The organism is Saccharopolyspora elongata, assembly GCF_004348985.1.
GTDB lineage: Bacteria > Actinomycetota > Actinomycetes > Mycobacteriales > Pseudonocardiaceae > Saccharopolyspora > Saccharopolyspora elongata.
In genome coordinates this window covers 42,079-68,130 of record NZ_SMKW01000007.1, presented here as the reverse complement: position 1 = coordinate 68,130, position 26,052 = coordinate 42,079, and the positions used below count along the sequence as shown (strand labels likewise).

At 70.3% G+C, this 26,052-nt stretch carries 23 protein-coding genes; 6 read left to right on the top strand and 17 right to left on the bottom strand.

Annotated features, from left to right (window positions below; all coding sequences use genetic code 11):
* Positions 1-8: 8 nt before the first annotated feature.
* The 3 genes from E1288_RS07915 to E1288_RS07905 form a co-directional block, all read right to left on the bottom strand.
* Positions 9-1,226, bottom strand: coding sequence for an ArsA family ATPase (locus E1288_RS07915; protein WP_132482788.1), 1,218 nt, complete (start codon positions 1,224-1,226; stop codon positions 9-11).
* Between the two features lie 11 nt (positions 1,227-1,237).
* On the bottom strand, positions 1,238-1,681 hold the full coding sequence (locus tag E1288_RS07910; protein ID WP_132482786.1) for an SRPBCC family protein: 444 nt from the start codon (positions 1,679-1,681) through the stop codon (positions 1,238-1,240).
* A 64-nt stretch (positions 1,682-1,745) separates the two neighbouring features.
* Positions 1,746-2,534, bottom strand: coding sequence for a metallophosphoesterase family protein (locus E1288_RS07905; protein ID WP_132483010.1), 789 nt, complete (start codon positions 2,532-2,534; stop codon positions 1,746-1,748).
* Positions 2,535-2,778: 244 nt separating this feature from the next.
* On the opposite strand from E1288_RS07905, the gene E1288_RS07900 reads away from it, so the two are divergent.
* Positions 2,779-4,587: an AMP-dependent synthetase/ligase gene (locus E1288_RS07900; RefSeq protein ID WP_132482784.1), complete on the top strand. Its 1,809-nt coding sequence runs from the start codon at positions 2,779-2,781 to the stop codon at positions 4,585-4,587.
* Positions 4,588-4,774: 187 nt separating this feature from the next.
* Here the strand turns inward: E1288_RS07900 and E1288_RS07895 are convergent, their stop codons facing one another.
* From E1288_RS07895 to E1288_RS07885, 3 genes are all read right to left on the bottom strand, one after another.
* Positions 4,775-6,049, bottom strand: coding sequence for a basic secretory protein-like protein (locus E1288_RS07895; RefSeq protein ID WP_235883412.1), 1,275 nt, complete (start codon positions 6,047-6,049; stop codon positions 4,775-4,777).
* Between the two features lie 95 nt (positions 6,050-6,144).
* The gene (locus E1288_RS07890) at positions 6,145-7,116 is read right to left on the bottom strand and encodes a C40 family peptidase (RefSeq protein ID WP_132482781.1); all 972 of its coding nucleotides are present in this window, start codon (positions 7,114-7,116) and stop codon (positions 6,145-6,147) included.
* A gap of 451 nt (positions 7,117-7,567) precedes the next feature.
* Complete coding sequence (locus E1288_RS07885) at positions 7,568-8,884, bottom strand: NYN domain-containing protein (RefSeq protein ID WP_132482779.1); 1,317 nt, start codon at positions 8,882-8,884, stop codon at positions 7,568-7,570.
* Between the two features lie 132 nt (positions 8,885-9,016).
* Between E1288_RS07885 and E1288_RS07880 the strand changes: the two genes are divergently transcribed.
* On the top strand, positions 9,017-10,735 hold the full coding sequence (locus E1288_RS07880) for a DEDD exonuclease domain-containing protein (RefSeq protein ID WP_132482776.1): 1,719 nt from the start codon (positions 9,017-9,019) through the stop codon (positions 10,733-10,735).
* Positions 10,736-10,827: 92 nt separating this feature from the next.
* On the opposite strand, the gene E1288_RS07875 is transcribed toward E1288_RS07880, so the two are convergent.
* From E1288_RS07875 to ctaE, 5 genes are all read right to left on the bottom strand, one after another.
* On the bottom strand, positions 10,828-11,253 hold the full coding sequence (locus E1288_RS07875) for a PPOX class F420-dependent oxidoreductase (protein WP_132482773.1): 426 nt from the start codon (positions 11,251-11,253) through the stop codon (positions 10,828-10,830).
* Positions 11,254-11,345: 92 nt separating this feature from the next.
* Complete coding sequence (gene qcrB / locus E1288_RS07870) at positions 11,346-12,998, bottom strand: cytochrome bc1 complex cytochrome b subunit (protein ID WP_132482771.1); 1,653 nt, start codon at positions 12,996-12,998, stop codon at positions 11,346-11,348.
* The gene (gene qcrA / locus E1288_RS07865; protein WP_132482768.1) at positions 12,995-14,119 is read right to left on the bottom strand and encodes a cytochrome bc1 complex Rieske iron-sulfur subunit; all 1,125 of its coding nucleotides are present in this window, start codon (positions 14,117-14,119) and stop codon (positions 12,995-12,997) included. The genes qcrB and qcrA overlap by 4 nt, the downstream gene beginning before the upstream one ends.
* Complete coding sequence (qcrC, locus tag E1288_RS07860) at positions 14,116-14,922, bottom strand: cytochrome bc1 complex diheme cytochrome c subunit (RefSeq protein ID WP_093265191.1); 807 nt, start codon at positions 14,920-14,922, stop codon at positions 14,116-14,118. Before qcrC ends, qcrA begins: the two co-directional genes overlap by 4 nt.
* A 107-nt stretch (positions 14,923-15,029) precedes the next feature.
* Positions 15,030-15,638 (bottom strand): aa3-type cytochrome oxidase subunit III, encoded by a 609-nt coding sequence (ctaE, locus tag E1288_RS07855; protein ID WP_132482766.1) that lies wholly within the window; start codon positions 15,636-15,638, stop codon positions 15,030-15,032.
* Between the two features lie 148 nt (positions 15,639-15,786).
* Here ctaE and E1288_RS07850 point away from each other — a divergent pair, with 148 nt between their 5' ends.
* The 3 genes from E1288_RS07850 (at position 15,787) to trpD (ending at position 17,866) form a co-directional block, all read left to right on the top strand.
* A complete protein-coding gene (locus tag E1288_RS07850) occupies positions 15,787-16,170 on the top strand; it encodes a hypothetical protein (RefSeq protein ID WP_132482763.1) in 384 nt (127 codons plus the stop codon).
* A 103-nt stretch (positions 16,171-16,273) separates the two neighbouring features.
* On the top strand, positions 16,274-16,681 hold the full coding sequence (locus E1288_RS07845) for a response regulator (protein ID WP_132482761.1): 408 nt from the start codon (positions 16,274-16,276) through the stop codon (positions 16,679-16,681).
* Positions 16,682-16,807: 126 nt separating this feature from the next.
* Positions 16,808-17,866 carry an anthranilate phosphoribosyltransferase gene (trpD, locus tag E1288_RS07840; RefSeq protein ID WP_132482759.1) on the top strand — a complete coding sequence of 353 codons (1,059 nt, stop codon included), beginning with the start codon at positions 16,808-16,810 and terminating at the stop codon, positions 17,864-17,866.
* A 115-nt stretch (positions 17,867-17,981) separates the two neighbouring features.
* Here the strand turns inward: trpD and E1288_RS07835 are convergent, their stop codons facing one another.
* The 3 genes from E1288_RS07835 to ctaC all read right to left on the bottom strand — a co-directional run bounded on the left by E1288_RS07835 (position 17,982) and on the right by ctaC (position 19,758).
* A complete protein-coding gene (locus E1288_RS07835; protein WP_132482756.1) occupies positions 17,982-18,266 on the bottom strand; it encodes an Lrp/AsnC family transcriptional regulator in 285 nt (94 codons plus the stop codon).
* 112 nt (positions 18,267-18,378) lie between these two features.
* On the bottom strand, positions 18,379-18,777 hold the full coding sequence (locus E1288_RS07830) for a cytochrome c oxidase subunit 4 (RefSeq protein ID WP_132482754.1): 399 nt from the start codon (positions 18,775-18,777) through the stop codon (positions 18,379-18,381).
* Between the two features lie 42 nt (positions 18,778-18,819).
* On the bottom strand, positions 18,820-19,758 hold the full coding sequence (ctaC, locus tag E1288_RS07825) for an aa3-type cytochrome oxidase subunit II (RefSeq protein WP_132482752.1): 939 nt from the start codon (positions 19,756-19,758) through the stop codon (positions 18,820-18,822).
* 276 nt (positions 19,759-20,034) lie between these two features.
* On the opposite strand from ctaC, the gene asnB reads away from it, so the two are divergent.
* Entirely contained in the window at positions 20,035-21,963 is a 1,929-nt protein-coding gene (gene asnB, locus E1288_RS07820; protein ID WP_132482749.1) for an asparagine synthase (glutamine-hydrolyzing), read from the top strand.
* 308 nt (positions 21,964-22,271) lie between these two features.
* On the opposite strand, the gene E1288_RS07815 is transcribed toward asnB, so the two are convergent.
* The 3 genes from E1288_RS07815 to E1288_RS07805 form a co-directional block, all read right to left on the bottom strand.
* Complete coding sequence (locus E1288_RS07815) at positions 22,272-23,117, bottom strand: M23 family metallopeptidase (protein WP_132482746.1); 846 nt, start codon at positions 23,115-23,117, stop codon at positions 22,272-22,274.
* Between the two features lie 62 nt (positions 23,118-23,179).
* Positions 23,180-24,766, bottom strand: coding sequence for a glycoside hydrolase family 13 protein (locus E1288_RS07810; protein WP_132482743.1), 1,587 nt, complete (start codon positions 24,764-24,766; stop codon positions 23,180-23,182).
* A 256-nt stretch (positions 24,767-25,022) separates the two neighbouring features.
* Positions 25,023-26,045 (bottom strand): LacI family DNA-binding transcriptional regulator, encoded by a 1,023-nt coding sequence (locus E1288_RS07805; protein ID WP_132482741.1) that lies wholly within the window; start codon positions 26,043-26,045, stop codon positions 25,023-25,025.
* Positions 26,046-26,052: the final 7 nt, after the last annotated feature.

Below are 26,052 nucleotides of genomic sequence, written 5' to 3'. Positions count from 1 at the left end.
CACCGGTCTCACCGCATCCACAACTCTGGGTCGGGCCGGAACCGCACCGTCAGCCCGTCGTCGCCGGCGACAGCCGATTCCACGGCGCACCGCTGGAGCACCGCGGGCAGGGCGATCAGCCTGCGGCGGCCGTCGACCGTGATCGCCAGCTCGTCACCGATTCGCGCCAAGTCCAGCTCCGCCGCCGGGTGCAGCGGCAGTGCGATCCTTAGGGAGTACTCCGCGTCCAGCGTGCGCCCACCGCCGGTGACCTGCATGGACGGCTGGTTCGACGGGTTCTCCAGCGGATCGGCGTCGGCGTAGAGCTCGTCGCCGAGCGCCAGCAGCTCGTCCGCGCCGACCGGTTCGGCGGCGCGGTGCTCGACCACGCGCAGCGGCAGATCCGTCGCCGTCCGCAACGTGTCGAGCACCTTCTCCTGCTCGTGGCGGCGGGTGCGCAACCAGCCCGCCGCGGCGCCGCGTGCCGATCCGGGGTGCGGCACCACGCGGTTGGCCACCAGGCCGTCCACCCGGATCTGCTGGAGCGCCAGGGCGGTGAGCGTCCGGCGGGTTTCGGCGGCCACCACCGTCTCCGGGGTGAGCACCAGCCGGACGCTGGTCCCGGCGTCGCCGAGCATGTCCTTGAGGGCCGCGAGCCGCTCCGCGAGCCGACCCAGCCCGTCGGCGACGGAGTCCCAGCGCTCCACCTGCTCGCTACCGGCGATGCCGGCGAGCAAGCCGCGCACGGCCCGGCGGTGCGCCGGGAACAGCCGCTCCAGGTAGCCGGCGAGCGATTCGGGCAGCGCGAGCAGGCGCAGCGTTTCGGCGGTCGGCCCGCAGTCGACGATCACGGTGTCCCACGGCCCGCTCACCGCCAGTCGGTGCACCTCGGACAGCGCGAGCAGGTCCTCCACACCGGGCAGCACCGTGAGCTCTTCCGCGTCGACCTCGTCGACACCGGCTCCCTGCAGCATCGTCCGCAGGTGTTCGCGCAGCTCGCGCCAAGCGCCGTCGACCAGCCCGCGGGTCTGCACCTCGGCGGCGTGCAGCACCGCGCGCGAACCGTCCAGCCGCACCTCGCGCGGCAACGCGGCGAGTTCGACGTCGAGCGCGTCGCCCAGCGAGTGCGCCGGGTCGGTGGAGACGACGAGCACCTTGCCGCCGTGCCCGGCGACGCGGGCGGCGGTGGCAGCGGCGAGGGTGGTCTTGCCCACCCCGCCTTTTCCGGTGAACAGCAGGATTCGCAACGGATGCTTGCTTACTTCGCGCCTTCGACGCGGCGCTTGAGCTCCTTCAGCGCCGTATCCATGATCATCTTCTCGGCCTTGCGCTTGAACAGGCCGATCATCGGGATCGCCAGGTCCACCGCCAGGCTGTAGGTCACCTCGGTGCGGTCGCCGGACAGCGGGTTGAGCCGGTAGCTGCCGCGCTGCGCCTTCTGCACCTGGCCCTCGACGAGGTTCCAGCTCACCGACAGCCCGTCGCCCGCCCAGTCGTAGACGTTGACGTAGGTGTCCTTGACCACTCCGGCGTCCAGCACGAAGCGCACCCGCTCCGCGTCACCGCCCGAGGTCTGCGAGAGCACCTCGGTCTCCTTCACCGCTTCCGCCCACTCCGGGTAGGCGCCGAAATCCGCGATGGCTGCCATGATCTGCGCGGCCGGCGCCTCGATCACGATGGACTGGGTGGACTGATCGACCATGCGCCGCAGGTTACCGGGTGCGGGCAGCGGTGGCGGCGTGGAGGAGCAGGGTTTTTGCTCACCTTCACCAGCGGAGCACGTAGGGCCGCCCGGTGCGCTGGAAATGCCCGACGTTGACGCACTCGGTGCGCCCGATCCGCATGCGCCGCGCCAGCGGCTGGTGCACGTGCCCGAACAGCGACCACCGCGGCTGGTCGGCGGCGATCCGCCGGACCAGCGCGGCCGAGCCGCTCTCCGGCCGCCGCGCCACCACGTCGTAGGTCAGCTCCGCCACGGCGGGCGGGAGGTGGGTGCACAGCACGTCCACTTCGGGCAGCGCCGCGACGGCCGCGTCGTACTCGTCCTCCGGCCGCAGGTACGGCACCCAGGCGGCGTGGCGGCGCAGCGTCGCACCCGCCGGCAGCACGGTGCCGCCGACGAAACCGAAGGTCAGGCCGCCGATTTCGGCGCTCTCCCCGTCGAGCACCCGGATGCCTTCGCGGACGAACTCCGGCCAGAGGTGCGGAGCGTCGACGTTGCCCGGGGTGGCGTAGGTGGGCGCCGTCAGCGCCGCGAACAGCTCGGCGTACTGCTCGCGCACGGCTTCCTCGACCACCGCCGCCGGATCGGTCAGCCCGGCCCACAGCGAGCGCACGTAGGCGCCGAACTCCGGGCCGCGCTGGCTGCGCCGCAGCTCGGCGAACCGGGCCACCTTCTCCGGGCCGAACACCCGCCCGAGGATGCCCTTGCCGTGGTCGTGGTAGTCGACGAAGTCGATCAGGTCACCGAGCACCACCAGCGCGTCGGCGCCGTCCCCGGCCCGCTTGAGGTCCTCGACGTTGCCGTGGACGTCCGAAACGACGTGGACGCGCAAGTCCAACTCCCCTCCGCCGACAACTCCTCCCCTCGAACCTAATCCGTTCGAGGGCCGCTTTGGGAGCACCCGATGCCCACCTGCACCGTTCGAGGGGCGCAAGCCGCCAACCGGCGGCACCATGCCGATCATCGGGGCAACTACGCTGTGTTGACTGGAGCGGGCGCACAACGGGGACTACCGCTCAGTAACTATCAGCGTTAGGTTGTGCCCCACTGACTGGTGTGTTTTCGGAGGTTTCGACGTGCGAGAGTTCAGCGCACCCGCCACAACGACCGTGGCCGAGGACGAGAACCTCACCGACATGGTGTGGGCCAACGCGGAGCGCTTCGGGAGCACGGTGAGCTTCCGGCGCCGGGTGGACGGCACCTGGGTCGACGTCACCGCCGCCGACTTCGCCGCGCAGGTGCTGACCGTGTCCAAGGGCCTGCTCGCCGCAGGCCTGGGGCCGGGTGACCGGGTCGGCCTGATGTCGCGGACCCGGTACGAGTGGAGCCTGCTGGACTTCGCGATCTGGACGGCCGGCTGCGTCACGGTGCCGATTTACGAGACGTCCGCGGCCGACCAGGTCGAGTGGATCCTCACCGACTCCGCGGCCAAGGCCGTGATCGTGGAGAGCGAGGCGCACCGTGCCGAAGTGGACAAGGTCGTGGGCCGACTCTCCGAGGTCTCCCACGTCTGGCAGATCGACGGCCCGACCAGCGGCGGAGCCGCCGGCGCGATCGACGAGCTGACCGCGCTCGGAGCGGAGGTCGAGGACCGCGACGTGCACCTGCGCCGCCGCGCGGTGCGCGCCGAGGACGTCGCGACGCTGATCTACACGTCGGGCACCACCGGCCGCCCCAAGGGCTGCGTGCTCACGCACCGCAACATGCTCGCCGAGGTGCGTGCGGACATCGAGGCCTTCCCGCAGCTGACCCGGCCTGGCAACTCGATGCTGATGTTCCTGCCGATGGCGCACGTGCTGGCCCGCGCGATCACCGTGATGTGCGTGTACGGCAGGGTCACCCTCGGCCACACCAGCGACATCAAGGACCTCGTCACCGACCTCGGCTCGTTCCGGCCGACGTTCGTGCTGGCGGTGCCGCGGGTGTTCGAGAAGGTCTACAACACCGCCAAGCAGAAGGCGCACGGCAGCGGCAAGGGCCGGATCTTCGACGTCGCCGAGGACACCGCGGTCGCGTTCAGCCGCGCCCAGGAGGAGGGCGGCCCGGGCCTGGGGCTGAAGCTCAAGCACGCGCTGTTCGACAAGCTCGTGTACGGCAAGCTCCGGGCGGCACTCGGCGGTCGCTGCATCGCGGCGGTATCCGGCGGCGCGCCGCTGGGCGAGCGACTCGCGCACTTCTTCCGCGGCGTCGGCGTGCCGGTGCTGGAGGGCTACGGGCTCACCGAGACGACCGCCGCGGCCGCGGTGAACGTGGAGAGCGCGTTCAAGGTCGGCACCGTCGGCAAGCCGGTGGCGGGCACGTCGGTGCGCATCGCCGAGGACGGCGAGGTGCTGATCAAGGGCGACGTGGTGTTCAAGGAGTACTGGAACAACCCGACCGCCACCAAGGAGTCCCTCGAGGACGGCTGGTTCCACACCGGCGACCTCGGTTCGCTGGACGACGAGGGCTTCCTGAAGATCACCGGCCGGAAGAAGGAGATCATCGTCACCGCGGGCGGCAAGAACGTCGCCCCGGCGATGCTGGAGGACGCGCTGCGGGCGCACCCGCTGATCAGCCAGTGCATGGTGGTCGGCGACCAGAAGCCGTTCATCGGCGCGCTGATCACCCTCGACCCGGAGTTCCTGCCGTCCTGGCTGGCGAACAACTCGCGGCCGGAGAACACCCCGGCGACCGAGCTGGTCGACGACCCGGACCTGCGCGCCGAGGTGCAGAAGGCCGTCGACGAGGCCAACAAGGCGGTGTCCCGGGCGGAGCAGATCAAGCAGTTCCGGATCCTGCCGGAGGACTTCACCGAGGCCACCGGCGAGCTGACGCCGAGCATGAAGCTCAAGCGGAACAAGGTCGCCGAGAACCACGCGGCCACCATCGAGGCGATCTACTCGTAGCAGGCTCGTTGCAGCACTGAGGGCCGCCGATTTCCCGCGAAATCGGCGGCCCTCAGTGTTCCTGGCCCGGCTAGGCGAGTGCTCCGTCGTCGTACTCCGGAACGCCGCCGACGACGGTGGCGCCCACCGCGAGGTCCTTCAGCCCCGCCGTGTCGACCTCCCAGAGGTCGTCCGACAGCCCAGGAGATCAACCGAAGGTGTGACGGAGGTCGGCTCGCCAGTCGGCCACCAGCCGGGCGCGGGTGACGCCCGTCGCCTCGCGCAGGGCATCGTCCACTTCGGCCGGTGAGCCGGTGGCCGCCACGCGGCGGTAGAGGTCCACCAGGCGTCGCTCGCCGAGCCGGTCGGCGAGGTGGCTCACCACCGACCAGGACTGCTGGTAGGCCAGGTCCAAGCGACGCCCGGCCTGGTGGAACTCGCGGTCGTCGGGCAGCCTCGCCGGCGGCCCGGCCTCGCGGAGCTTGCGGATGAGGTCCGGGGCGATGTCCTTCGGCGCCACCCCGCTGTTGCGGTAGCCGACGTAGTCGGCGAAGCCCTCCAGCATCCACATCGGAGCGTCGGCCGCCGTGTCCGCGCGGGCCGCGACGTGGGTGATCTCGTGCCGCAGCACCACGCGCAGGGCCTGGTCGGAGAGCCGGTCGGCAGCCTTGGGGTTGAGCACCACCCGCTGGCCCTCCGCCCGGCGAGCGTCGGTGTCCACCCGGTCGGCCACCGCGACGGCCGCGATGCCGTCCACCGCGAACTCCGGGCCCACCAGCGAACGCAGCTCCTCCTGGGACGCCGGGACCAGCACGCCCACGCGCCGGGGCCAGTCCGGCCCCCAGACCTCCGTCACGTCCGCCACGGCTTCGTCCAGCAGCCGGGAAACCCGCTCCACCGGTTCCGGGTCGTGGCCGATGACCATGCCGGTGGCGGTGCGGCGCACGTGGCAGAGCCCGAAGTCCCACGGGCCCCGCCAGGCGCCGGCATCGTCCGCGAGGTACCAGGAACCGCCGCGCCGGGCGAACACGTAGCCGAGCGTCCGCTGGGTCGGCGCACCGTCCACATCGGTCAGCGCGTAGCGCAGCACCACCCGCGGGGCCCAGGTCTCGTCCGCCGCGGGCACCGGCGGCCGGTCACCGGCCGCGCCGTCGAGCTCGTAGGTCCACTCGGTCGCCGGGATCGTCGTGAGGTTGCGGAAGAGCTCGTGCTGGCGCCGCTGGAAGTCCGGCGGCGACTGGGGGTCCACTGTGGTCGCGAACGCCGCCTCGTCACCGGCCCGGACCGCGGCGGCCCGCCGCTCCAGCAGGTCCCGCACCGCCGCGTCCGGCGTCGCCGGCACGGCGAACCCGGCGCGCACCGACGCGGTGCGCGGAAGGTCCGGCAACGGAAGCGGAATCGTGGAAACCCCGGCCAGCACGGCGCCGGCGGCGACTACCGCCAGCCACGCCCGAAACACCCCCGGTGCATGCACGGGGCGCATGGTATTCCCGATCACATCGGCGGCCCGCCCGGGTCCCCCGACGCGCGTTCGGGGCCGGCACCTGGTGGTGCCGGCCCCGAATGCGGAACGTCAGCTCAGCCCGCGACGCGGCGGATCGCCGTCACCGGACCGATCTTCTTGTAGTCGGTCACCTTGACGACGTCGCCCTCGGTCGGGGCGTGCACCGCCTTGCCGTTGCCGATGTACATGGAGACGTGGCTGACCGGGCTGTAGTAGAAGATCAGGTCGCCCGGCTTGAGGTCGCCGGCCGACACGCTGCGGCCCTGGGTGACCTGGGTCTTGGTCGAGCCGCCGATCGTCACGCCGGCCTGCTTGTAGGCCCAGTAGGTCAGCCCGGAGCAGTCGAAGGTCGACGGCCCCTTGGCACCCCACACGTAGTTGGAGCCCTGCTTTCCCAGCGCGGCGTTGACCGCCTGGACGGCCGCACCGGCACCGGCGATCGAGCCGACACCGGTCTCGCCGTCGGACTTCAGCGAGTCGCGATCGGCGTCGCTGAGCTGGTTGTAGCGCGCCTTGGCCTTGGCGATCTGGTCGTTCATCGCCTTGGTCTTCTCGTCCAGCTCGCCGGCGATGCGCGCGGCGTCGGCCTCAGCCTGCACGGCGCGGTTGCGGGCGTCCTGCGCGGCGCGCTCGGCGGTCTCCGCCTGCTGCCGGGCCGAGGACAGCGCCTTGACCGCGTCGTTGTTGTCCTTGGCCAGCGCGTCCAGCGCGGACGCGCGGTTGAGGAAGTCTTCCGGGGTCTCGCTCACCAGCAGCGCCGACAGCTTGTTCAGCCGGGCACCCTGGTAGGACGCGTGGGTGAGCTGGTCGACCTGGCCGCGGAACCGCTCTTCCTCGGCGCGGGCCTGGTTGGCGACCTGCTCGGCCTGGCCGGCCTCCTGGTTCGCCCGATCCAGCTCCGCCTTCTTGGCGTCGTGGTCGTCTTCGGCCTTCTTCGCTTCTTCGGTGAGCTGCTCGGCCTGGTGCTGGAGCTCCTGCACCTGCTTCGCCGCGTCCGACGCGTTGTTCGGGAGTTGTGGGTCTGCGAGCGCCGGCCCGGAGGTCATGCCAACGACGGCTGCGACCGCGGTTGCGGCCAGGGCACCTCGCAAAGAGCGCTTAAGTCGGTGCGACTCCACGTCGCGCACTGCTCCTTCTGCTTCGCCCGCTTACCGGTCGGTTGCCCCCTGCCCGACACGGCCCGACTCCCCGACAAGCCGGTTCAACGGTGCCCCGCGGGCCGCCCGGTCTGGGCAACTGATCGCCACGAGGTCCCGAGTAGGTTACGAAAGGTGAGCCGCAAGGTCCAGAAGTGGGCCCAAAAATTTGTGCCTTCGTGCACAAGACCTCTAACGGACGAGAGTCATGCGCTCACGGTGACGGATCACGCAGGCCGGTCACCTGGAATTGTTGTTTTCGAACCCACTCGATCGAGAGACGCACGACACGCTGGTGATCGGTTATGACATCGGCCACGTGCCCGCGAATCGCCAGGCGGTCGATTGCGTCGGCAAGCTGCTAGACGCGGTTGAGCCGGGCCAGCAACATCGCGGACGAAACGGCGTAGGCGCCGCGCCGGCGGACCGAGGTGACCACGGCCCGGTCCGAGGTCGCGACCACCACCTGCCGCCCCTTCGGCTCGGCGGAGACGAGGTCCCGGATCACGTCGTCGGCCTGCACCCCGGGCTCGCTGAACAGCACCCGGACCCCGCGCGGCCCGGCGGTCGGCACCGCCAGCACGTCGGCGCCGTCGAACACGACGGTGACCTCGGCGCCGGTCCGTGCCGACAACGCGGCGAGCTGGTGCGCCAACCGATCCCGCTGATCGGACAGCGGCAATTCCGGATACCCGGTCTTGGTCACGTTGTAGCCGTCGACGATCAGGTGCACGGCGGGCAGCGCCAGCAACCGGTCCAGCGCGGCGACGTCCGGCACCTCACCGGTCGCGCCGGAATGCGCCCTGACGCGCTGCACGACGTCCGCGGGCCGAGGCCCGCTCCCGCTCGCCCCCAGCTCGCGCCTCAGGCCGCCTACGGCGCCCTCCAGCGTCTCCAGCAGCAGCGCCAACCGCACCTCGTCGCCCTGACGGGCTTCTCGGGCGGACTGCCGCGCCACCTCGACCTCGGAGCTCGCGCGCTCCGCGCGCCGCCGCTCTTCCTGCGCTCGCGTCCGCTCGCGGTCGCGCTCCGCGGCGATCTCCTCGATCTCCGTCTCGTGCTCCGCACGGATCTTCTCCAGCTCGCCGCGCGCGTGCTCCGCGGCGTCCTTGGCTTCCTTGAGCCGCACGCCCTGCTCGCGCAGGCGCTTGCGCAGCCGGTCCGCCTCTGAGCTGTTCTCGTCGCCTACGCGCTCGGCAGCGTGCTTGGCCGCGGCGAGCTCTCCGCGCAGGCGCTCGACGTCGGCGGTCAGCCGCTCGACCCGCGCCGTCGCGGAGTCGCGCTCGCCGCGCAGTTGGCCCTGCTCCGCGCGGAACGCGATCAGCTCCACGTAGTGCGGCGCGGTCGGCGAGCCGAGCAGCACGGCGGCCGCGGCGACCACAACCGGATCGGGGTCGTCCAGGGCGAGCGCCTCCGGGCGGTGGTTGCCGCACCAGTCCACGACCGCGGTGCGGAACACCCCGGAGTCGCGCAGCGCCGCGATCAGCGCCGGCTGGCCGAGCTTGGCCCGCTTGGCCGGCGCGAAGCGGACCACCGGGCGGAGCTGGGGCGGCACGTCCGACGCGCGCATCTCGCCCAGCGAGCAGGCCGCCAGTTCCGCCAGCCGCAGGCGCAGCGGACCGGGCAGCGCGTCCCAGTCGACGGGCGGGCCACCGCCGGCCTGCTGTGCACTGTCCACAGCAGACTCGTCGGGCGTTGGGGCGTCGGTTGCCCCTGGCTTCGGCGGTACCACCCCCACAGGCTAATGGCCCAGGTCCCAGAACCCCGCATCCACCGGGCCTGTCGGTAGCGGGACGTAACGTGATCGCCGATGTCCGCGCACCCGCAACTGTCCTTCGACGAGCTGCTCACCGCCGAGGAAGTCCCGCTGCACGAGGTGACTTTCGTCGTCGTCGACCTCGAGACCACCGGCGGTGACCGCAACGAGGACGCGGTGACCGAGATCGGCGCCGTCAAGGTCCGCGGCGGCGAAGTGCTCGGCGAGTTCGCCACGCTGGTCAACCCGGAGCGCGGCATCCCGCCCGCGGTCGTGTCGATCACCGGCATCACCGAGGCGATGGTCGTCGAAGCGCCCCGCTTCGACACCGTGCTGCCCGCCTTCCTGGAGTTCAGCAGCGGCAGCGTGCTGGTGGCCCACAATGCACCGTTCGACATCGGGTTCCTCCGCGCCAACTGCGAGCGGCTCGGGCTGCGGTGGCCGAAGCCGCAGGTGGTGGACACCGTGCGGCTGTCCCGCCGGGTGCTGACCAGGGACGAGACGCCCAACCACAAGCTCGGCACCCTCGCCCGGGTGCTCAACGCCCGCACCGTCCCGGTGCACCGCGCGCTGGACGACGCGCGCGCCACCGTGGACGTGCTGCACGCCCTGCTGGAGCGCGTGGGCCCGCTCGGGGTGCGAACGCTGGAGGACCTGCTCGGTCACCTGCCCGACGTCGCGCCGCAGCAGCGACGCAAGCGCGGCCTCGCCGACGCGCTGCCGAACTCGCCGGGCGTCTACCTCTTCCGCGGGCCGAAGGACGAGGTGCTCTACGTGGGCACGGCGACCGACCTGCGGCGGCGCGTCCGGCAGTACTTCACCGCCGGGGAGCGCCGCAGCCGCGTCAAGGAGATGGTGCTGATCTCCGAGCGGGTCGATCACGTGGAGTGCGCTCACCCGCTGGAGGCCGAGGTGCGGGAGCTGCGGCTGCTGGCCGCGCACCAGCCCCGCTACAACCGGCGCTCGAAGTTCCCGCAGCGCGCCTGGTGGGTGGTGCTGACCGACGAACCGTTCCCCCGCCTGTCGGTGGTGCGCGTCCCGAAACCCGGTGCGCTGGGGCCGTTCGGCTCCCGCCAGGCGGCGGCCTCCGCCGTCGAGGCGCTGCAATCCGCCGTGCCGGTGCGCCGGTGCACCGAACGCATCTCGGCGCGCGAACCCAGCGGCCGCCCGTGCGCCCTGTACGAGCTGGGGCGCTGCGGAGCGCCTTGCGCGGGGCGGCAGAGCGCAGCCGAGTACGAGCCCGCGGTGATCTCCATCCAGGACGTCATCCGCGGCCGCAGCTCCGATCTGCTGGAGCAGCTGCGGGGCGAGCTCGACCGGCTGTCCGAGGCACAGCGCTTCGAAGACGCCGCCGTGCACCGCGACCAGCTGGCCGCGCTCGTGCGGTCGTTGGACCGCGGGCAGCGGCTGGCCGCCCTGACCGGCGTGCCCGAGCTCGTGGCGGCCCGGCCGGACGGCCGCGGCGGCTGGCACCTGTCGGTGATCCGGCACGGGCGGCTCGCGGCCGCGGGCAACGCGCGACGCGGCGTCCCACCGATGCCGATCGTGGACCTGCTGCAGGCATCGGCGGAGACCGTCATCCCCGGCGCCGGGCCGCTGCACGGCACGACCGCCGACGAGGCTCGCGTCGTCTACCGCTGGCTGACCACCGGAGGCACCCGCATGGTCCGGTGCAGCATCCCGTGGGCCGAGCCCGCCGGTGCCGCCGGATCGTGGCGCACCTGGCTGGAGAAGGCCACCACCGGCCGGACCCCCTACGCCGCCATCGACTGAACGTTTCCGGCTGCGTACGGGGCCGTGAGCCTTTTGTGCTGCTATGGCGACCCAAAAGACTCACGGCCCCGTGGCCTACGGCGACTTCCGCCTCACCCGGTCATGTCCAGGGCGGCGATCACCTTCGTCGGCCGGATGCGGACCACCAGCTCGCCGGGCACCCCGTTGCGGCGACCGAACTCCTCCGCGCGGTCCCGCCCCATGTAGCGGCCGCCGATCTCGGTCGCCGTCCGCAGCAGCTCGCCGGGCTCCTCGGACGTCACCGCGACGCCCTGCACCTGCACGAAGGCGTACGGCGGCTCGGGCAGGTCGACGCACAGCACGAGCCGCGGATCGCGGGCGATCGCACGGCCCTTCGCGGTGTCCTTGCCGGTGTTGAACACCACCTCGTCGCCGTCCAGCACGAACCACACCGGTGCAACCAGCGGTCGCCCGTCGCTCGCGGTGAAGCCGAGCTTGCCGGTGCGGGTGCCCGCTTCGAGGAAGGCGCGGATTTCTGGATCCCTGATCGTTGCCACGCCGGAGAACGTAGTCGCCCTTCGCCCGCCGCGCTCCCAGAAACGACGAGGCCCGGCACCCTCTCGGGTACCGGGCCTCGCTCGTACTCGCCTTACTCGGTGGGCTGCTGCGGCTTGCCCGCCGTCAGCTCGCGCTCCGCGTCGCGGGCCACGTCGTCGTGCCGAGCGCGCTCCAGCGCTGCGGTCTCCTCGGACGGGTCCGGGGTGAGCAGGCTGCCCTTCACCGGGCGGCCGGCCGCGCCGAGCTTGTTCATCTTCTTCGGCACCGGAGCGCCCTGGTAGGGCAGCGCCTCCGGGTGACCGTGGTCGTCCACCGGGCCCAGCGGCTGGTGGACCTCGATGAACTCGCCGTGCGGCAGGCGCTTGATGATGCCCGTCTCCACGCCGTGGTCCAGCACCTCGCGGTCGCTGTGCTGCAAGCCCAGGCAGACCCGGTAGGTGATGTAGTACACCAGCGGCGGGAGCACCAGCAGGCCGATGCGGCCGGCCCAGGTCATCGCGTTCAGCGAGATGTTGAACTGGAACGCGACGATGTCGTTCGCACCCGAGATCATCAGCACGCCGAACAGCGTCAGCGCCATCATGCCGAGGCTGGTGCGGACCGGCGCGTCACGCGGCCGCTGGAGCAGGTTGTGGTGCGCGTTGTCCTTGCTGAGCTTGCGCTCGATCAACGGGTAGGTCATCAGCAGCGTGAACAGGATGCCCATGCCGATGACACCGGCGAAGAACACCGGCGGAACCGTGTACGGCCCGAGGTAGAGCTCCCATGCTGGCCAGATCCGCAGGATGCCGTCCGCCCAGATCAGGTACCAGTCGGGCTGCGAGGCCGCCGACACCTGGGAGGCGTTGTACGGGCCGATGTTCCAGACCGCGTTGATCTGGAAGACGCCGGCCAGGATCGCGCACACGCCGGTGACCAGCGCGAAGAACGCACCGCCCTTGAGGGCGAAGACCGGCATGATCCGGACGCCGACGACGTTGTTCTCCTTGCGCCGCACGCCGGGGAACTGGGTGTGCTTCTGGTACCAGACCAGCGCCAGGTGCACCGCGACGAGGCCGAGCATGACGCCCGGGATCACCAGCACGTGCAGCACGTACAACCGCGGGATGATCTCCGTGCCCGGGAACTCGCCACCGAACAGCGCCCAGTGGATCCAGGTGCCGAGCACCGGGATCGACAGCACGATGCCGGACAGGGTCGCCCGGATACCGGTGCCGGAGAGCAGGTCGTCCGGCAGCGAGTAGCCGAAGAAGCCCTCGAACATGCCCAGCATGAACAGCAGGGCACCGATGGTCCAGTTGCTCTCGCGCGGGCGGCGGAACGCACCGGTGAAGAACACCCGGAACATGTGCGCCGCCATCGCCGCGACGAACAGCAGCGCCGCCCAGTGGTGCAGCTGGCGGACGAACAGACCGCCGCGCACCTCGAACGAGATGTTCAGCGTCGTCTCCATCGCCCGCGACATCGGGACGCCCTGGAGGTTCTGGTAGACGCCGTTGTAGATGACCTCCTCCATGGAGGGGTCGAAGAACAACGTCAGGTAGACGCCCGTCACGATCAGGATGATGAACGTGTAGAGCGCGATCTCCCCGAGCAGGAACGACCAGTGCGTGGGGAAGACCTTGTTGAGCTGCCGCCGCATGCCCTTGGCCAGCTGGTACCGCGAGTCGAGCTCGTCGGCCGCCGTGGCCACCTTGCGGTACGCAGCGCTCTCCGACTTCGTCGGTCGAGTGATCGAACTCATGCGTTACGCTCCCAGTATGCCGGGCCGACCGGTTCGATGAAGTCGCCCTTGGCCACGAAATAGCCCTCTTCGTCCACCGCGATCGGCAGCTGGGGCAGTGCCCGGGTGGCCGGACCGAACACCGGTTTGGCGTAGGTGTTGACCACGTCGAACTGCGACTGGTGGCACGGGCAGAGCAGGCGCCCGGTCTGCTGCTCGAACAGCGAGGTCGGGCAGCCGACGTGGGTGCAGATCTTCGAGTAGGCGTAGAAGTCGCCGTAGTTGAAGTCTTCCTGCCCCTTGCGCTTGACCGGCTGGCTGCCGGGGCGAAGCCGGATCAGCATGACCGGCGCGTCGCCCTTCTTCATCGAGGCCTCGAGCTCGTGCTCGTCGTGCCGCATGGACTCACGGAACGGGAAGACCGTCTCGAAGCCACCCGCGTCGATGTCCTCCGGCCGCAGCAGGGAGATCTCGTGCGGGTTGCCGGTGTTGCGGCGCAGGTAGGTCTTCTCGCCGTTCTCCGACAGCCACTCGGTGTGCTGCAGCGACTCCGGGCCCTCGGTCGCCCACGGGTTGCGGACCAGGCCGCCGATGGCGAACACGCCCGCGCCGACCCCGAACGCACCGGCGCCGAAGCCCGCGGTGCGGCGAATCATCGACCGGCGGGAGATGCCGCTGCGGACGCCCGCATCGGCGAGCAGCGCGGCGGTGGTCTGCCGGTCGACCTCGTCGGAACCGTGACCGTCGTGCCGCTGCTGGACTGCGACCTCGTGCGGGATGAACTTCTTCTGGTACTGCACCACGCCGATGCCGACGGCCAGGATCGCCAGGCCGAAGAAGAAACCGATCAGCGGGTTGTACAGGGAGTAGATGAAGTGCGCGCGCTCGTCCGACGGCGGCTGGTAGCTCCACGGCCAGAACACGAAGACCGCGATGAACGCCAGCGCCGACAGGCCGGCGAGGGTGAACCAGGCGGCGACCGCCCGCTCCGCGCGGCGCTCCGCCCGGGTCCCCGGGACGGGGAAGTTGTCCCGGTACTCGACAAGTTCGACGTCGTCGAGCGCCAGGCCGAGCCGGACCTTCTCGTCGCGGCTCATCTCGGCCAGTTCGGCCTCTGTGTATTCGTTCTTCTGCTCACTCATGCCCTGGCTCCGATCCACAGGGTGAGGCCGATCAGCGCGCCGAGCCCGACCACCCAAGCGATGACGCCTTCCGGCCCGGGCCCGTAGCCGCCCAGGTCGTTACCACCCGGGTTGTTGTTGCCGTTGGTGACCGACTTGATGTAGCCGATGATGTCCTGCTTCTCCTCCGGCGTCAGCTGCCGGTCCGAGAACTTCGGCATGTTCTGCGGGCCGGTGAGCATCGCCTCGTAGATCTCCTGCTCGGTGGCGGGCTCCAGGTTCGGCGCGAATTTGCCGGAGGACATCGCGATGCCGCGACCGGTGAAGTTGTGGCAGGACGCGCAGTTGAGCCGGAAGAGCTCGCCGCCGCGCGCGGTGTTGCCGCCCTGCAGCGCCTCGCCGGTCTGCTTCGGCGACTCCGGCCCACCGCCGTAGGTCTGCACGTAGGCGGCCAGCGCGTCGATCTCTTCCGGGTTGAACTTCGGCGGCTTGCGCGTCGCCTGCGCTTCCTGGCGCACCATCGGCATCCGGCCGGTGGCGACCTGGAAGTGCACGGCGGCCTCGCCGACGCCGACCAGGCTCGGACCGCGGTCCTGGACGCCCTGGAGGTTCGAGCCGTGGCAGGAGATGCAGGCGTTGTTGTAGAGCTGCTCGCCCTGCCTCACCAAAGCCGGGTCCGCGGCGGCATGCGCGGTCTGCGGCTCGGGAGTCACGACGGTGTACAGCCCACCGGCACCCACCAGCGCGATGCCCAACGCCAGTACACCGGAGATCCGCCGCTTAAGCTTCGAGCCCGCGCGGTTCCGTTTCTTGTTGGTGGTCATGAGAGCGGCAACCCTTGCTGTCCGGTTCGGGGTGTTCGGTTTCGACCTCGTTCGAGAAGCCGATCACAGGGACCTTGCTTCATGGGCCAAGGACCCTGCTTCATCCATCAGGGGACGAGGTAGATCACGGCGAACAGCCCGATCCACACGATGTCCACGAAGTGCCAGTAGTAAGACACCACGATGGCCGCGATGGCCTGGGCCGGCGTGAACTTGCTGAGCTTCGTCCGGATGATCAGGAAGACGAAGGCGATCAACCCACCGATGACGTGCAGACCGTGGAAGCCGGTCGTCATGTAGAAGACCGTGCCGTAGGCCGAGGACGCGATCGTGGTCCCGTGCGCGACGAGCTGCGAGTACTCGTAGCCCTGCCCGAAGACGAAGATCGTGCCCATGATCAGGGTGATCACGTACCACCGGCGGAGGCCGAAGACGTCACCCCGCTCCGCCGCGAACACGCCCCACTGACAGGTGAACGAGGACGCCACCAGGATGATCGTGAACGGGAGGGCCAACGGGAGGTTCAGGTGAGTGGGCGGTGGGGGCCACGCGCCCTCGTTCTGCGCCTTCACCGTGAAGAACATGGCGAAGAGCCCAGCGAAGAACATCAGCTCGCTGGCCAACCAAACGATGGTGCCTACGCTGACCATGTTCGGCCGGTTCAGCGAATGCACGCGTTGACTGATTGAGGGCGCTGCCGTTGTCACGCGACGCATTATGTCTTGCACGTTTTCCCCTCGCGCCCTCGGGTCCGGCCGTCCGCCGGAGGGTGATCGGATTGCAACCCGGAGGTAACGCACCGTGAAAGGCATCCGCGCGAGCTGGTCGGCCTTCAGAGCAGGCCGCCGCGCCCGGAGCAGGCCCGTGATCAGCATCGACGACCCCGGCCTGGAGATCGTCGTGACCGCGTTCGACGAAACCGAGGCAGCCTCGGCCGCCCTCGCGCGGTCGGCGCGCTGGCACCCCGGACTACCTGCGGTGTTGCGCCACCACCTGGCCCTCCCGGATCACTCGATCGAGTCCGCACGGGCCCTGCTGGACGCCGACGGCTGGTCCGTTCGCCCTGGTGGGCGCGGTGAAGAGCACGCCGCGCCGGGCCTGACCGCGCTGATCGCGCTCCGTGTCCAGCAACTCGATGCGTTGCATTGCTCACAGGAGAGCTCCCGGATGGCCGGTCTCGCCCAGCGGCACGGCGGCGAATCCTTCGGCTGGGACGCGCTGCAACCCGCCGCGGACCGGCCGAGCTGATCGACTTCCGGTTGATCGATTTGCCCGGGCGGCTACTGTTCGCCCCGGTCGGGCCGATAGCATCCGACGGACCCATCCTGCGCCGACCAGCGAGGAGCTAGTGATGAGCACACCGACCACGAACGTTCTCGTGTTCAGCCATCGCCCCGAGGTCAGGGAGGCGATCATCACAGCGATCGGGCGCCGCCCGGCCCCGGATCTCGCGCGGCTGCACTACGTCGAGGCCGGCACCGTCGCGGACGTGCTCAGCGAGGTCGACGCGGGACGCGTGGACCTGGTGATCCTGGACGGCGAGGCGCAGCCGACCGGCGGCATGGGCGTGTCCCGGCAGCTGAAGAACGAGATCGAGCAGTGCCCGCCGGTGGTGGTCGCGGTCCGCCGCAAGGACGACCGGTGGCTGGCGACCTGGTCCCAGGCCGACGCGGTCCTGGTGCACCCGCTGGACCCGCTCGCCGCCGCGGAGACGGTCGCGGAGGTCCTGCGCTCGCAGGGCAAGCCGGTACCCGCCTGACCGCGCATTGCGGGATGATTTGCACAGCGGCGCGGCCACCCGGGCGGGAGGCATCGCCGCTGCGGGGCGCGCGGTCCCGGGCCGCCGCTCGCTGAAGACCCGCTCGCTGAAGACGGAGTGAAGAACGTGGGAACCAAGGCGGGAAACTGGGCGGGACTGCTGGGCAGCCTCGTCGCGGGTGAGGATCTCTCCGCGGAGGACACCGCCTGGGCGATGGACCTGATCATGTCCGGCGAGGCCAGCCCGGCGCGGATCGCGGCCTTCGTGGTCGCACTGCGCGCCAAGGGCGAGACGCCCGCCGAGGTCCGCGGCATGGCCGACGCCATGCTCGCGCACGCCCGGCCCCTGGAGATTACGCAGCGCGCGGTGGACATCGTCGGCACCGGCGGCGACCGCACCGGCAGCGTGAACATCTCCACGATGGCCGCGATCGTGCTCGCCGCCTCCGGCGTCACCGTGGTCAAGCACGGCAACCGGGCCGCCTCGTCGAAGTGCGGCACGGCGGACGTGCTGGAGGAGCTCGGCGTCGCCATCGACCTGGTGCCCGAGGGCGTGCGGCGCTGCATCGAAGAGGTCGGCATCGGCTTCTGCTTCGCGCCGGTGTTCCACCCGGCGTTCAAGTACGCGGGCGGGCCCCGCCGCGAGATCGGCATCCCGACGGCGTTCAACGTGCTCGGGCCGCTGACCAACCCTGCGCGGCCGGCGGCCGGCCTGATCGGCTGCGCCGACCCGCGGATGGCGCCGGTGGTGGCCGAGGTGTTCGCCGCCCGCGGCAATTCCGCGCTGGTGGTGCGCGGTGACGACGGCATGGACGAGATCACCACCACGGCCGCCAGCACGGTGTGGGCGGTGCACGACGGCACGGTCCGCGAGGACCGGCTCGACCCGCGGGACTTCGGCATCGCTCTCAGCCGCCCGGAGGACCTGAAGGGCGGCGACGCGGTGGTCAACGCGAAGGCGGTCCGCGACCTCCTGGCCGGCGCCAAGGGTCCGGTGCGGGACGCTGTGCTGCTCAACGCGGCCGGCGCGGCCGTGGCCTACGACGGGCCGGGAACGGACCTCAGCGGCCAGCTCAGCGCCGGTTTGGAGCGCGTCGCGAACGCGATCGACTCCGGTGCCGCCGCGGACCTCCTCGCCCGCTGGGCGGTCCGCTCCAGCGCTCTCCGCGCCCAGCTCGGCGCCTGAACCGCTCGTGAGTGCTGAAGCCGGTTGGAACCGGAGTCAGCACTCACGAGTCGTCTCGTCCGGTCGTGAGCGCTGAAGCCGGTTCTTACCGGAGCGAACGCTCACGAGGGGTCGATCACTGGTCTTCGAGGCCGATGGAGAACGCGGCCTCGGTGTCCTTCCGGGAGTAGGAGCGGAACGCGATGTGGGTGTCGGTGCCCAGGACGCCCTCGACCTTGTTGATCCGGCCCGGCACGATCTCGGCCAGGTCCTCGTGTCGGGACACCCGCAGCATCGCGATCAGGTCGACGTCGCCCGCGCAGGAGTAGACCTCGTCCACGCCGTCGAGGTCGGCGATCTCCTGGGCCGCCTCGGTCAGGCGGTCGGCGGCGGTCTGGATCAGCACGATCGCGGTGATCACGGCAAAAACCTCCTGCTGCGGGTTCGCGGCCTCGAAGGGCGCTGGAAATGATCCTAAACCGGCGCAGGCCCCCGGGTCCGGTGGACTCGGGGGCCTGCGATCGGTGCGGTCGTCAGTGGTCGCTCTGACCGGTGTGGTATTCGAACACCAGGCCCGCGACCATGATCAGCACGAAGCCGACGGCGATGACGATCATCCACACGTGGAAGAACGCCAGGGCGAGGCCGGCGAAGGCGGCGGAGGCCGCCAGGCCCACCGGCCAGTAGCTGCCCGGGCTGAAGAAGCCCAGCTCGCCGGCGCCGTCGCTGATCTCGGCGTCGGGGTTGTCCTCCGGCCGGTCCTCGATGCGGCGAGCCACGAACGAGAAGTAGCTGCCGATGATCAGGGACAGACCGCCGACCAGGATCAGCGCCACGGTGCCGACCGGCTCCTTGGCCCAGACCCCGTACACGATCGCGGACAGGAAGAAGAAGATGGTGATGTAGTTGAAGATCTTGGATTCGACCTTCATGGAGTCCTCGCTCTCACGCCGTACGCCCTGCCGAGGGCACTCCTACTTGGCCCCGACCTGACCGGACGGCACGCCGCCGGTGCGCTCGGTGTTGAACGGAACGCCGGTCACCGCGTGCGGGGTGCACAGCTCGCCGCAGTTCATGGAGCCGAGCGCCTCGGCGGCGGTGTACGGCTGGCCGGTCTGCGGGTTGACCTGCGTCCGCAGCTGCATGTACCGGTCGAACTTGTCCTGGGACAGCGCCCGCACCTCGAAGTTCATCATCGAGTGGTACGTGCCGCACAGCTCCGCGCACCGGCCGACGAAGGAACCTTCGCGGTTGATGGTGTTCTGGAAGATGTTGTCCTGGTTGTTCTTGTCCGGGTACGGGAAGGTGTCCCGCTTGAAGTGCCACTCCGGAACGAAGAACGAGTGGATCACGTCGGTCGCGGAGATGCTGTACTCGACCCGCTCGTCGACCGGGACGACCAGCAGCGGGATCTCGCTGCTGCTGCCGATGGTGCGCACCGGCTGCCCGTCCGGGGTCTTGTACTCCGGGTAGTTGAACTCCCAGTTCCACTGGAACGCGACCACGTTCACCCGCTGGTCCGGGTTGGCCGGCTTGGCCAGCACCGTGTTCTGGGTGACCGCCGTGAAGTAGAACAGCACGACGACCATCACGAACGGGATCGCCGTGTAGATCAGCTCGAGCGGCAGGTTGTACTGGAACTGCCGAGGGAGCTCCTCGTGGTTCTTCTTCTTGCGGTGGAAGGCGACTGTCCAGAAGATCAGCGCCCACACCATCACACCGACCGCGAGTGCCGCGATTACCGACCAAGTCCACAGGTTCCGCATCGCCTCGGCCTGCGGGGTGACACCCTCTGGCCAGCCGAACCGCAGGACCTCGTCGGTCGTGCAGCCCGTGGCCGCGACACCAACCAGGCCGATCAGACCAGCGACCTTGACCAGCCGTGGCACTCGGGTCCCCTCCTTCAGGCCCACTGCGCGACGCCTCCTCGTGCAAAGCTCTCCACTGCGGCCTGGTGATCCCGGCCTCGTCCTGAGACGACACCGGGGATCTGCCGCCGGAATCCTGCGCAGAGCCTAGCCCAGGTGTAGCCGCGATACTGCTCCGGGGGCGTAGATCGCCGCCAGGCGTCCGAGCGCGGCCTCCGCGGGCCCCCGCGCGTGCAGCGCGCGGCCGGACGGACGGCATACTGGGGCCAGCTGTGGGGGGCTGAAGACGACACCGCCGATTCGAAGAGGTGCACCAGACGCGTGTGCGGCCTGCTTGGACTCATTTGTCCCACCGAAGAGAACGCCGGCTTCGCCGTTAACGCGGTGGCCAATGCGCTGCCGTGTCAACGACACCGGGGCCCGGACGAAAGCGACACTTGGCACGGCGGTGAGGTGGTCTTCGGCTTCAACCGGCTGTCGATCATCGACCTGGAGCATTCGCACCAGCCGCTGACCTGGGGCCCGCCGGAGACCCCGCAGCGCTACACCATCAACTTCAACGGTGAGATCTACAACTACCTGGAGCTGCGCGCCGAGCTGATCGAGCGGTTCGGGGCCCGGTTCAGCACCGACGGCGACACCGAGGTGATCGTCGCCGCGTACCACTACCTCGGCACCTCGGTGGTCGGCCGGCTGCGCGGCATGTTCGCGTTCCTCATCTGGGACAACGAGCGCAAGGTGGTCTTCGGGGCGCGCGACCCGTTCGGCATCAAGCCGCTGTTCTACGCGGCCGGGCCGGGCGGCGTGGCGTTCGCCAGCGAGAAGAAGAGCCTGTTGAGCCTGGCCAGCACGCTCCGGATCGCCGAGGAGCTTGACCACAAGGCGCTGCAGCACTACATGGTGCTGCAGTACGTGCCGGAGCCGGAGACGCTGCACCGGCAGATCCGCCGCATCGAGTCGGGCACCTCGTTCACCGTGTCCCCGGGCGGGCAGCTGGTCACCGAGCGGTACTTCCAGCCGAACTTCCAGTCCCGGCCGGTCAACACCGACGCCGACGCGCGGCGCCTGCACGACGAGATCGTGAACGTGATGCGCGACTCCGTCGCCAAGCACATGCGCGCGGACGTCACCGTCGGCTCGTTCCTCTCCGGCGGCGTCGATTCCACGGCCATCGCGGCGCTGGCCAAGGAGCACAACCCGAACCTGATCACCTTCACCACCGGCTTCGAGCGGCAGGGCTACTCGGAGGTGGACGTGGCCGCCGAGTCGGCCGCGGCGATCGGCGTCAAGCACGTGGTCCGCACCGTCTCCGCCGAGGAGATGATGGAGACGCTGCCGCTGATCATCTGGTACCTCGACGACCCGGTGGCCGACCCGGCGCTGGTGCCGCTGTGGTTCATCGCCCGGGAGGCGCGCCAGCACGTCAAGGTGGTGCTCTCCGGCGAGGGCGCCGACGAGCTGTTCGGCGGCTACACGATCTACCGCGAGCCGCTGTCGCTGGCGCCGTTCGAGAAGGTGCCGGGCGCGCTGCGCAAGGCGATGGGCAAGGTCTCCACCGCCATCCCGGAGGGAGTGCGCGGCAAGGACCTGCTGCGTCGCGGCGCGCTGAGCCTGGAAGAGCGCTACTACGGCAACGCGCGCATCTTCCGCGACGACCAGCTCCGCAACGTGATGCGCAGCTTCGACCCGGGCGTGTCGCACAAGGACGTCACGGCCGGCCCGTACCGGCAGTCGGCGGGCTGGGACCCGGTGACGCGGATGCAGCACGTGGACCTGTTCACCTGGCTGCGCGGCGACATCCTGGTCAAGGCCGACAAAGTGACGATGGCCAACTCGCTGGAGCTGCGGGTGCCGTTCCTGGACCCGGAGGTGTTCCGGGTCGCCAGCACCATCCCGCTGGAGCAGAAGATCACCCGGGAGACCACGAAGTACGCGCTGCGCCAGGCGATGTACCAGGTGGTGCCCGCGCACGTGATCAACCGGCGCAAGCTCGGCTTCCCGGTGCCGATCAAGCACTGGCTGCGCGACGAGATGCACGACTGGGCGCGCAACATCATCCAGCAGTCGCAGACCGACCACCTGCTCGACCGCACGGCGGTGCTGCAGCTGCTGGAGGAGCACCGCTCCGGGGTGCTGGACCACAGCCGCCGCCTGTGGGCGCTGCTGGTGTTCATGCTCTGGCACGGGATCTTCATCGAGGGCCGCCTGTCCCCCGAGGTCCCGGAGCCCCACTACCCGGTCCGCCTCTGAACGATCGCGCGAAACGGCCCGCTCCTAACATGGAGCGGGCCGTTTTCAATTCAGAAACTGCGTTCTATCCCCACCTGGACTTGACCTCGGCCTCTCCGCTCGGTGCTCGAAGGGGCTGGCTTGATGTCCTCTCCCACCGGGGCGGAAGATTCCTGGTCCGCATGTGCAACCAGGGTGGTTCGCGGAACCGCCTCCCGACTCTCGCCGAGGACTTGGCCTTGGGGCCTGCCCGCGCTGTACACCGCCCATCCGGCGGCATCGTTCCCGGCTTGGCTGTCGACGGGAGCATGCGGATCATACTTCATCCGCTACCCACAGTGTTCAAAGGGACTACTGTACGAGTTCGTGCCCACCGAGCCGCCCCACTTGACGCAGGTCGTGCCCGCCTCCTGGCGGACCGGGCCCGCGTAGTACGTGAAGTTGCCGGAGTCGGTCACCCGGGTCTTCCCCTGCACCTCGAGGAACGCCGCCGTCGGCGAGGCGGTGCCGAGCGAGGTCGCCTTCAGCGTCACGACGCAGTTGTTCTTGTTCGAGGCGTTGTAGAGCAGGTAGACCGTGCCCGCGCCGGACAGGCCCGCCTCGTCGATCACGCTGTAGCCGGACCCGCACACCTCCGTCGGCGAGTGCGGGTTGCCGTTGCAGTTGTTCTTGCTGGTGAACGACGTGTGGCCGTAGTAGGGCACCGCGACGCCGTTGAGCGTCGCCTTGACCACGGCGCCGTTGAGCCGCTGTTCGTAGTGCAGGTGGGGGCCGGTGACGCCGCCGGTCGCGCCCGCCGTGCCGATCTTCGTGCCGAGGCTCACCTTCTGCCCCACCGACACGCTCTGGGTGGACAGGTGGGCGTAGCGGGTCCGCCAGCCGCTGCCGTGGTCGATCTCGATCCAGCGGCCGTAGCTGACGTTGCCCTCGTTCGCCACCCGGGTCACGGTGCCCGCCGCCGAGGCCAGCACCGGCATCCCGGTGATGCCGGACTTCTGGAAGTCCACCGAGTTCTGCGGGCTGTGACCGCTGAAGGTCGCGGCCGTGACGGTCTGCCCGCACTGGAATGGGACCTGGAAGTTCGGTGCGGCGGACGCGGGCGCCTGCCCGAACCCGACCACGCCGAGCGCGGCGAGCACCACCGCCGCCAGGCCCGTGCCTAATCGTCGAAACATGAACCACCTCCTGTACCAGGGGGATTCATGCGATCACGGCGGGTCGGGCAAGAACAGACCTGTTAGGAGGATTCGTGGTTAATCTTTCCCGTCGTCAGCCAGATCGCGGTGTCGGCGGGCAGCGTCCCGCTCCAGTCGGCCGCGCCGTCGCTGCGCAGCAGCAGGTCTCCCGGCAGGTCCAGCTCGACGGGCGAGGCACCGAAGTTCACCGCGCACGCGAAGTCCGGTCCCCGGCGGAAGATCAGCACGTCGTCCGGCGCGTCGAGCCACTGCAAGGTGCCGTCGCCGAGCGCCGGATTTCCGCGCCGCAGGGCCAAAGCGTCGCGGTAGGTCCGCAGCACCGAACCGTCGCGGGCGTCCTGCGCGGCCACAGTCGACTCCGCCCACTCCCCTGGCGCCGGGAGCCAGCCGTCCACTGAGCTGAAGCCGAACGGCGGCTGCTCGCCGGACCACGGGATCGGCACCCGGCAGCCGTCACGGCCCCGGTCGGTGCGGCCGGAGCGCTCCCAGATCGGGTCCTGCCGCACCTCGTCGGGCAGGTCCAGCACCTCGGACAGGCCGAGCTCCTCGCCCTGGTAGACGTACACCGAGCCGGGCAGGGCGAAGCTGAACAGGGCGGCGGCGCGGGCCCGCCGCGTCCCCGCCTCGCCATCGCCGTAACGGGTCACCGGTCGCGGCACGTCGTGGTTGCCGAGCACCCACGTCGTGGTGGCGCCGACCCGGGCGGTGGTGGCCAGCGATTCCTCGACCACGGTCCGGAAGCCGGCCGCCGACCACGGCGCTTCCAGCAGCGCGAAGTTGAACGCCTGGTGCAGTTCGTCGGGCCGGACGTAGCGCGCCAGCCGCTCGCTGGTCGACGCCCACGCCTCGGCCACCCCGATGCGCGCGCCCTCGTAGGAGTCGAACAGCTGCCGCCAGTCGCGGTAGATCTCGTGCACCTCGTCCTGGTCGAAGTATGGCAGTTCGCCGCGCCCCAGCAGGGAGATCTGCTTGTCCAGCCCGGCGTCCGGCAGGTCCGGGTGCTTGATCATGCCGTGCGCGACGTCGATCCGGAAGCCGTCGACGCCGCGGTCCAGCCAGAACGCCAGCACCTTCCGGAAGTCCGCGCGCACCTGCTGGTTGCGCCAGTTCAGGTCGGGCTGCTCCGGCGCGAACAGGTGCAGGTACCACTGGCCGTCGGCGAGCCTGGTCCACGCCGGACCGCCGAAGATGGATTCCCAGTCGTTGGGCGGGAGTTCGCCGTCCGCGCCCCGCCCGTCCCGGATGACGTAGCGGTCCCGGGCCGCGGCGCCGGGGGCGGCCGTCAGCGCCTCGGCGAACCACGCGTGCCGGTCGGAGGTGTGGTTGGGCACCACGTCGACCAGGACCCGCAGCCCGAGCGAATGCGCCTGCGCGAGCAGCTCGTCGAAGTCGGCCATCGTGCCGAACATCGGGTCCACGTCGCAGTAGTCGGCCACGTCGTAGCCGCCGTCCGCCATCGGGGACGGGTAGAACGGGGTCAGCCACACGGCATCGACGCCGAGCCGCACCAGGTGCGGTAACCGGTTGCGCACCCCGGCCAGGTCTCCGATGCCGTCGCCGTCGCTGTCGGCGAAGCTGCGCACGTAGACCTGGTAGACGACCGCGTCCCGCCACCAGTTCTGAGACATCCCTGCTCCCGTCCTTTGAAGTATGTGATCAATTTCCGTAGCGGTGCGGGTAGCGGAACCTCAGACGCCGCCTGGACTGTGGGAGCCCCGACTTACGTATGACCAATACGCGGCATCGGGGCTGTCCTCGCCAGACGACGTCTGAGAACCCGCGGCGGTGCAAGTTGCGAGCGTGGCGAAAGAAAAAGCGGCTGCGCCGCTTGCCTGACGACAACTTGCGGCCTTGGCGCTCGGCATCTTCGTTCCGCAGGCCATCTCAGATCCGCCGGGTGGATTCCCGGGCGATGAGGGTCGGGCGGAACATGCGGCTGAAGCCCGCCGAGCCGCGCCCCGGCTCGTCCGGGTCGAGCTGCCGCGCGAGCTCGTCGACCGCCGCGGCGGCCATGTCGTGGATGGGCTGCGCCAGCGTGGTGAGCGCGGGCTGGCAGTATGCGGCCAGCGGGATGTCGTCGAAGCCGACCACCGAGAGGTCCTCGGGAGTGCTCAGCCCGCGGCGCTTGGCTTCGCGCATCGCGCCGAGCGCCATGACGTCCGACGAGCAGAGCACCGCGGTCGGTCGCGGGCCGTCGAGCAGCCGGCCCATCGCCTCGGCGCCGCCCTCCGCGCCGAACGGCGCGTTCGCGACGAGCTCGGCGACCGGTTCGACGCCGGCTTCCTCCAGCGCTGCGGCCCAGCCGGCCCGCTTCAGCCGGGACGGGAGCGCGCGGGCCGGGCCGCTGACGAAGCCGATCCGCCGGTGGCCGAGTTCGAGCAGGTGCGTCGCGGCTGCGTAGCCCGCGAGGTGCTCGTCGACGGTGATGTCCGGGACGTCCAGGCTCGGCGCGCCGCCGTTGACGAACACCATCCGGACGCCTTCGGCGCCGAGCTCCTCGTAGTAGTTGCGGCTCTTGCGCTCGTCGTTGTCCGGGTTGGCGATCTCCGGCGACACGAAGATCATGCCCTCGACGCCCCGCGCCACCAGCATCCGGACGTACTCCCGCTCGGTCATCGCGGCGCGCGTGTTGCACAGCAGCGTCGCGTAACCGGCCAGCGCGGCACGGCTTTCCAGGGCTTCGGCGAAGGCCGGGAAGACCGGGTTGGACAGTTCCGGCACCAGCAGGCCGACGACGCCGGTGCGGCGCAGGGCGCCGACGCCGCGCGCGGTGTGCGGCATCTGGCTGAGCACTTCGAGCACGCGCTGGCGGGTCTCCTCCTTGATGCCGGCCTTGCGGTTGAGCACCCGGCTCACCGTGGACACGCTCACCCCTGCCGCCTGGGCGATATCGGCCAGACCCGCCACTGCTCCG

Coding starts and splice junctions, on each gene's coding strand:
- E1288_RS07910 (WP_132482786.1), bottom strand. CDS start 1,681: ATGGTCGATCAGTCCACCCAGTCCATCGTGATCGAGGCGCCGGCCGCG.
- E1288_RS07895 (WP_235883412.1), bottom strand. CDS start 6,049: ATGCGCCCCGTGCATGCACCGGGGGTGTTTCGGGCGTGGCTGGCGGTA.
- E1288_RS07890 (WP_132482781.1), bottom strand. CDS start 7,116: ATGACCTCCGGGCCGGCGCTCGCAGACCCACAACTCCCGAACAACGCG.
- E1288_RS07880 (WP_132482776.1), top strand. CDS start 9,017: ATGTCCGCGCACCCGCAACTGTCCTTCGACGAGCTGCTCACCGCCGAG.
- qcrB (WP_132482771.1), bottom strand. CDS start 12,998: ATGAGTTCGATCACTCGACCGACGAAGTCGGAGAGCGCTGCGTACCGC.
- qcrA (WP_132482768.1), bottom strand. CDS start 14,119: ATGAGTGAGCAGAAGAACGAATACACAGAGGCCGAACTGGCCGAGATG.
- qcrC (WP_093265191.1), bottom strand. CDS start 14,922: ATGACCACCAACAAGAAACGGAACCGCGCGGGCTCGAAGCTTAAGCGG.
- ctaE (WP_132482766.1), bottom strand. CDS start 15,638: ATGCGTCGCGTGACAACGGCAGCGCCCTCAATCAGTCAACGCGTGCAT.
- E1288_RS07845 (WP_132482761.1), top strand. CDS start 16,274: ATGAGCACACCGACCACGAACGTTCTCGTGTTCAGCCATCGCCCCGAG.
- E1288_RS07830 (WP_132482754.1), bottom strand. CDS start 18,777: ATGAAGGTCGAATCCAAGATCTTCAACTACATCACCATCTTCTTCTTC.
- E1288_RS07815 (WP_132482746.1), bottom strand. CDS start 23,117: ATGTTTCGACGATTAGGCACGGGCCTGGCGGCGGTGGTGCTCGCCGCG.
- E1288_RS07810 (WP_132482743.1), bottom strand. CDS start 24,766: ATGTCTCAGAACTGGTGGCGGGACGCGGTCGTCTACCAGGTCTACGTG.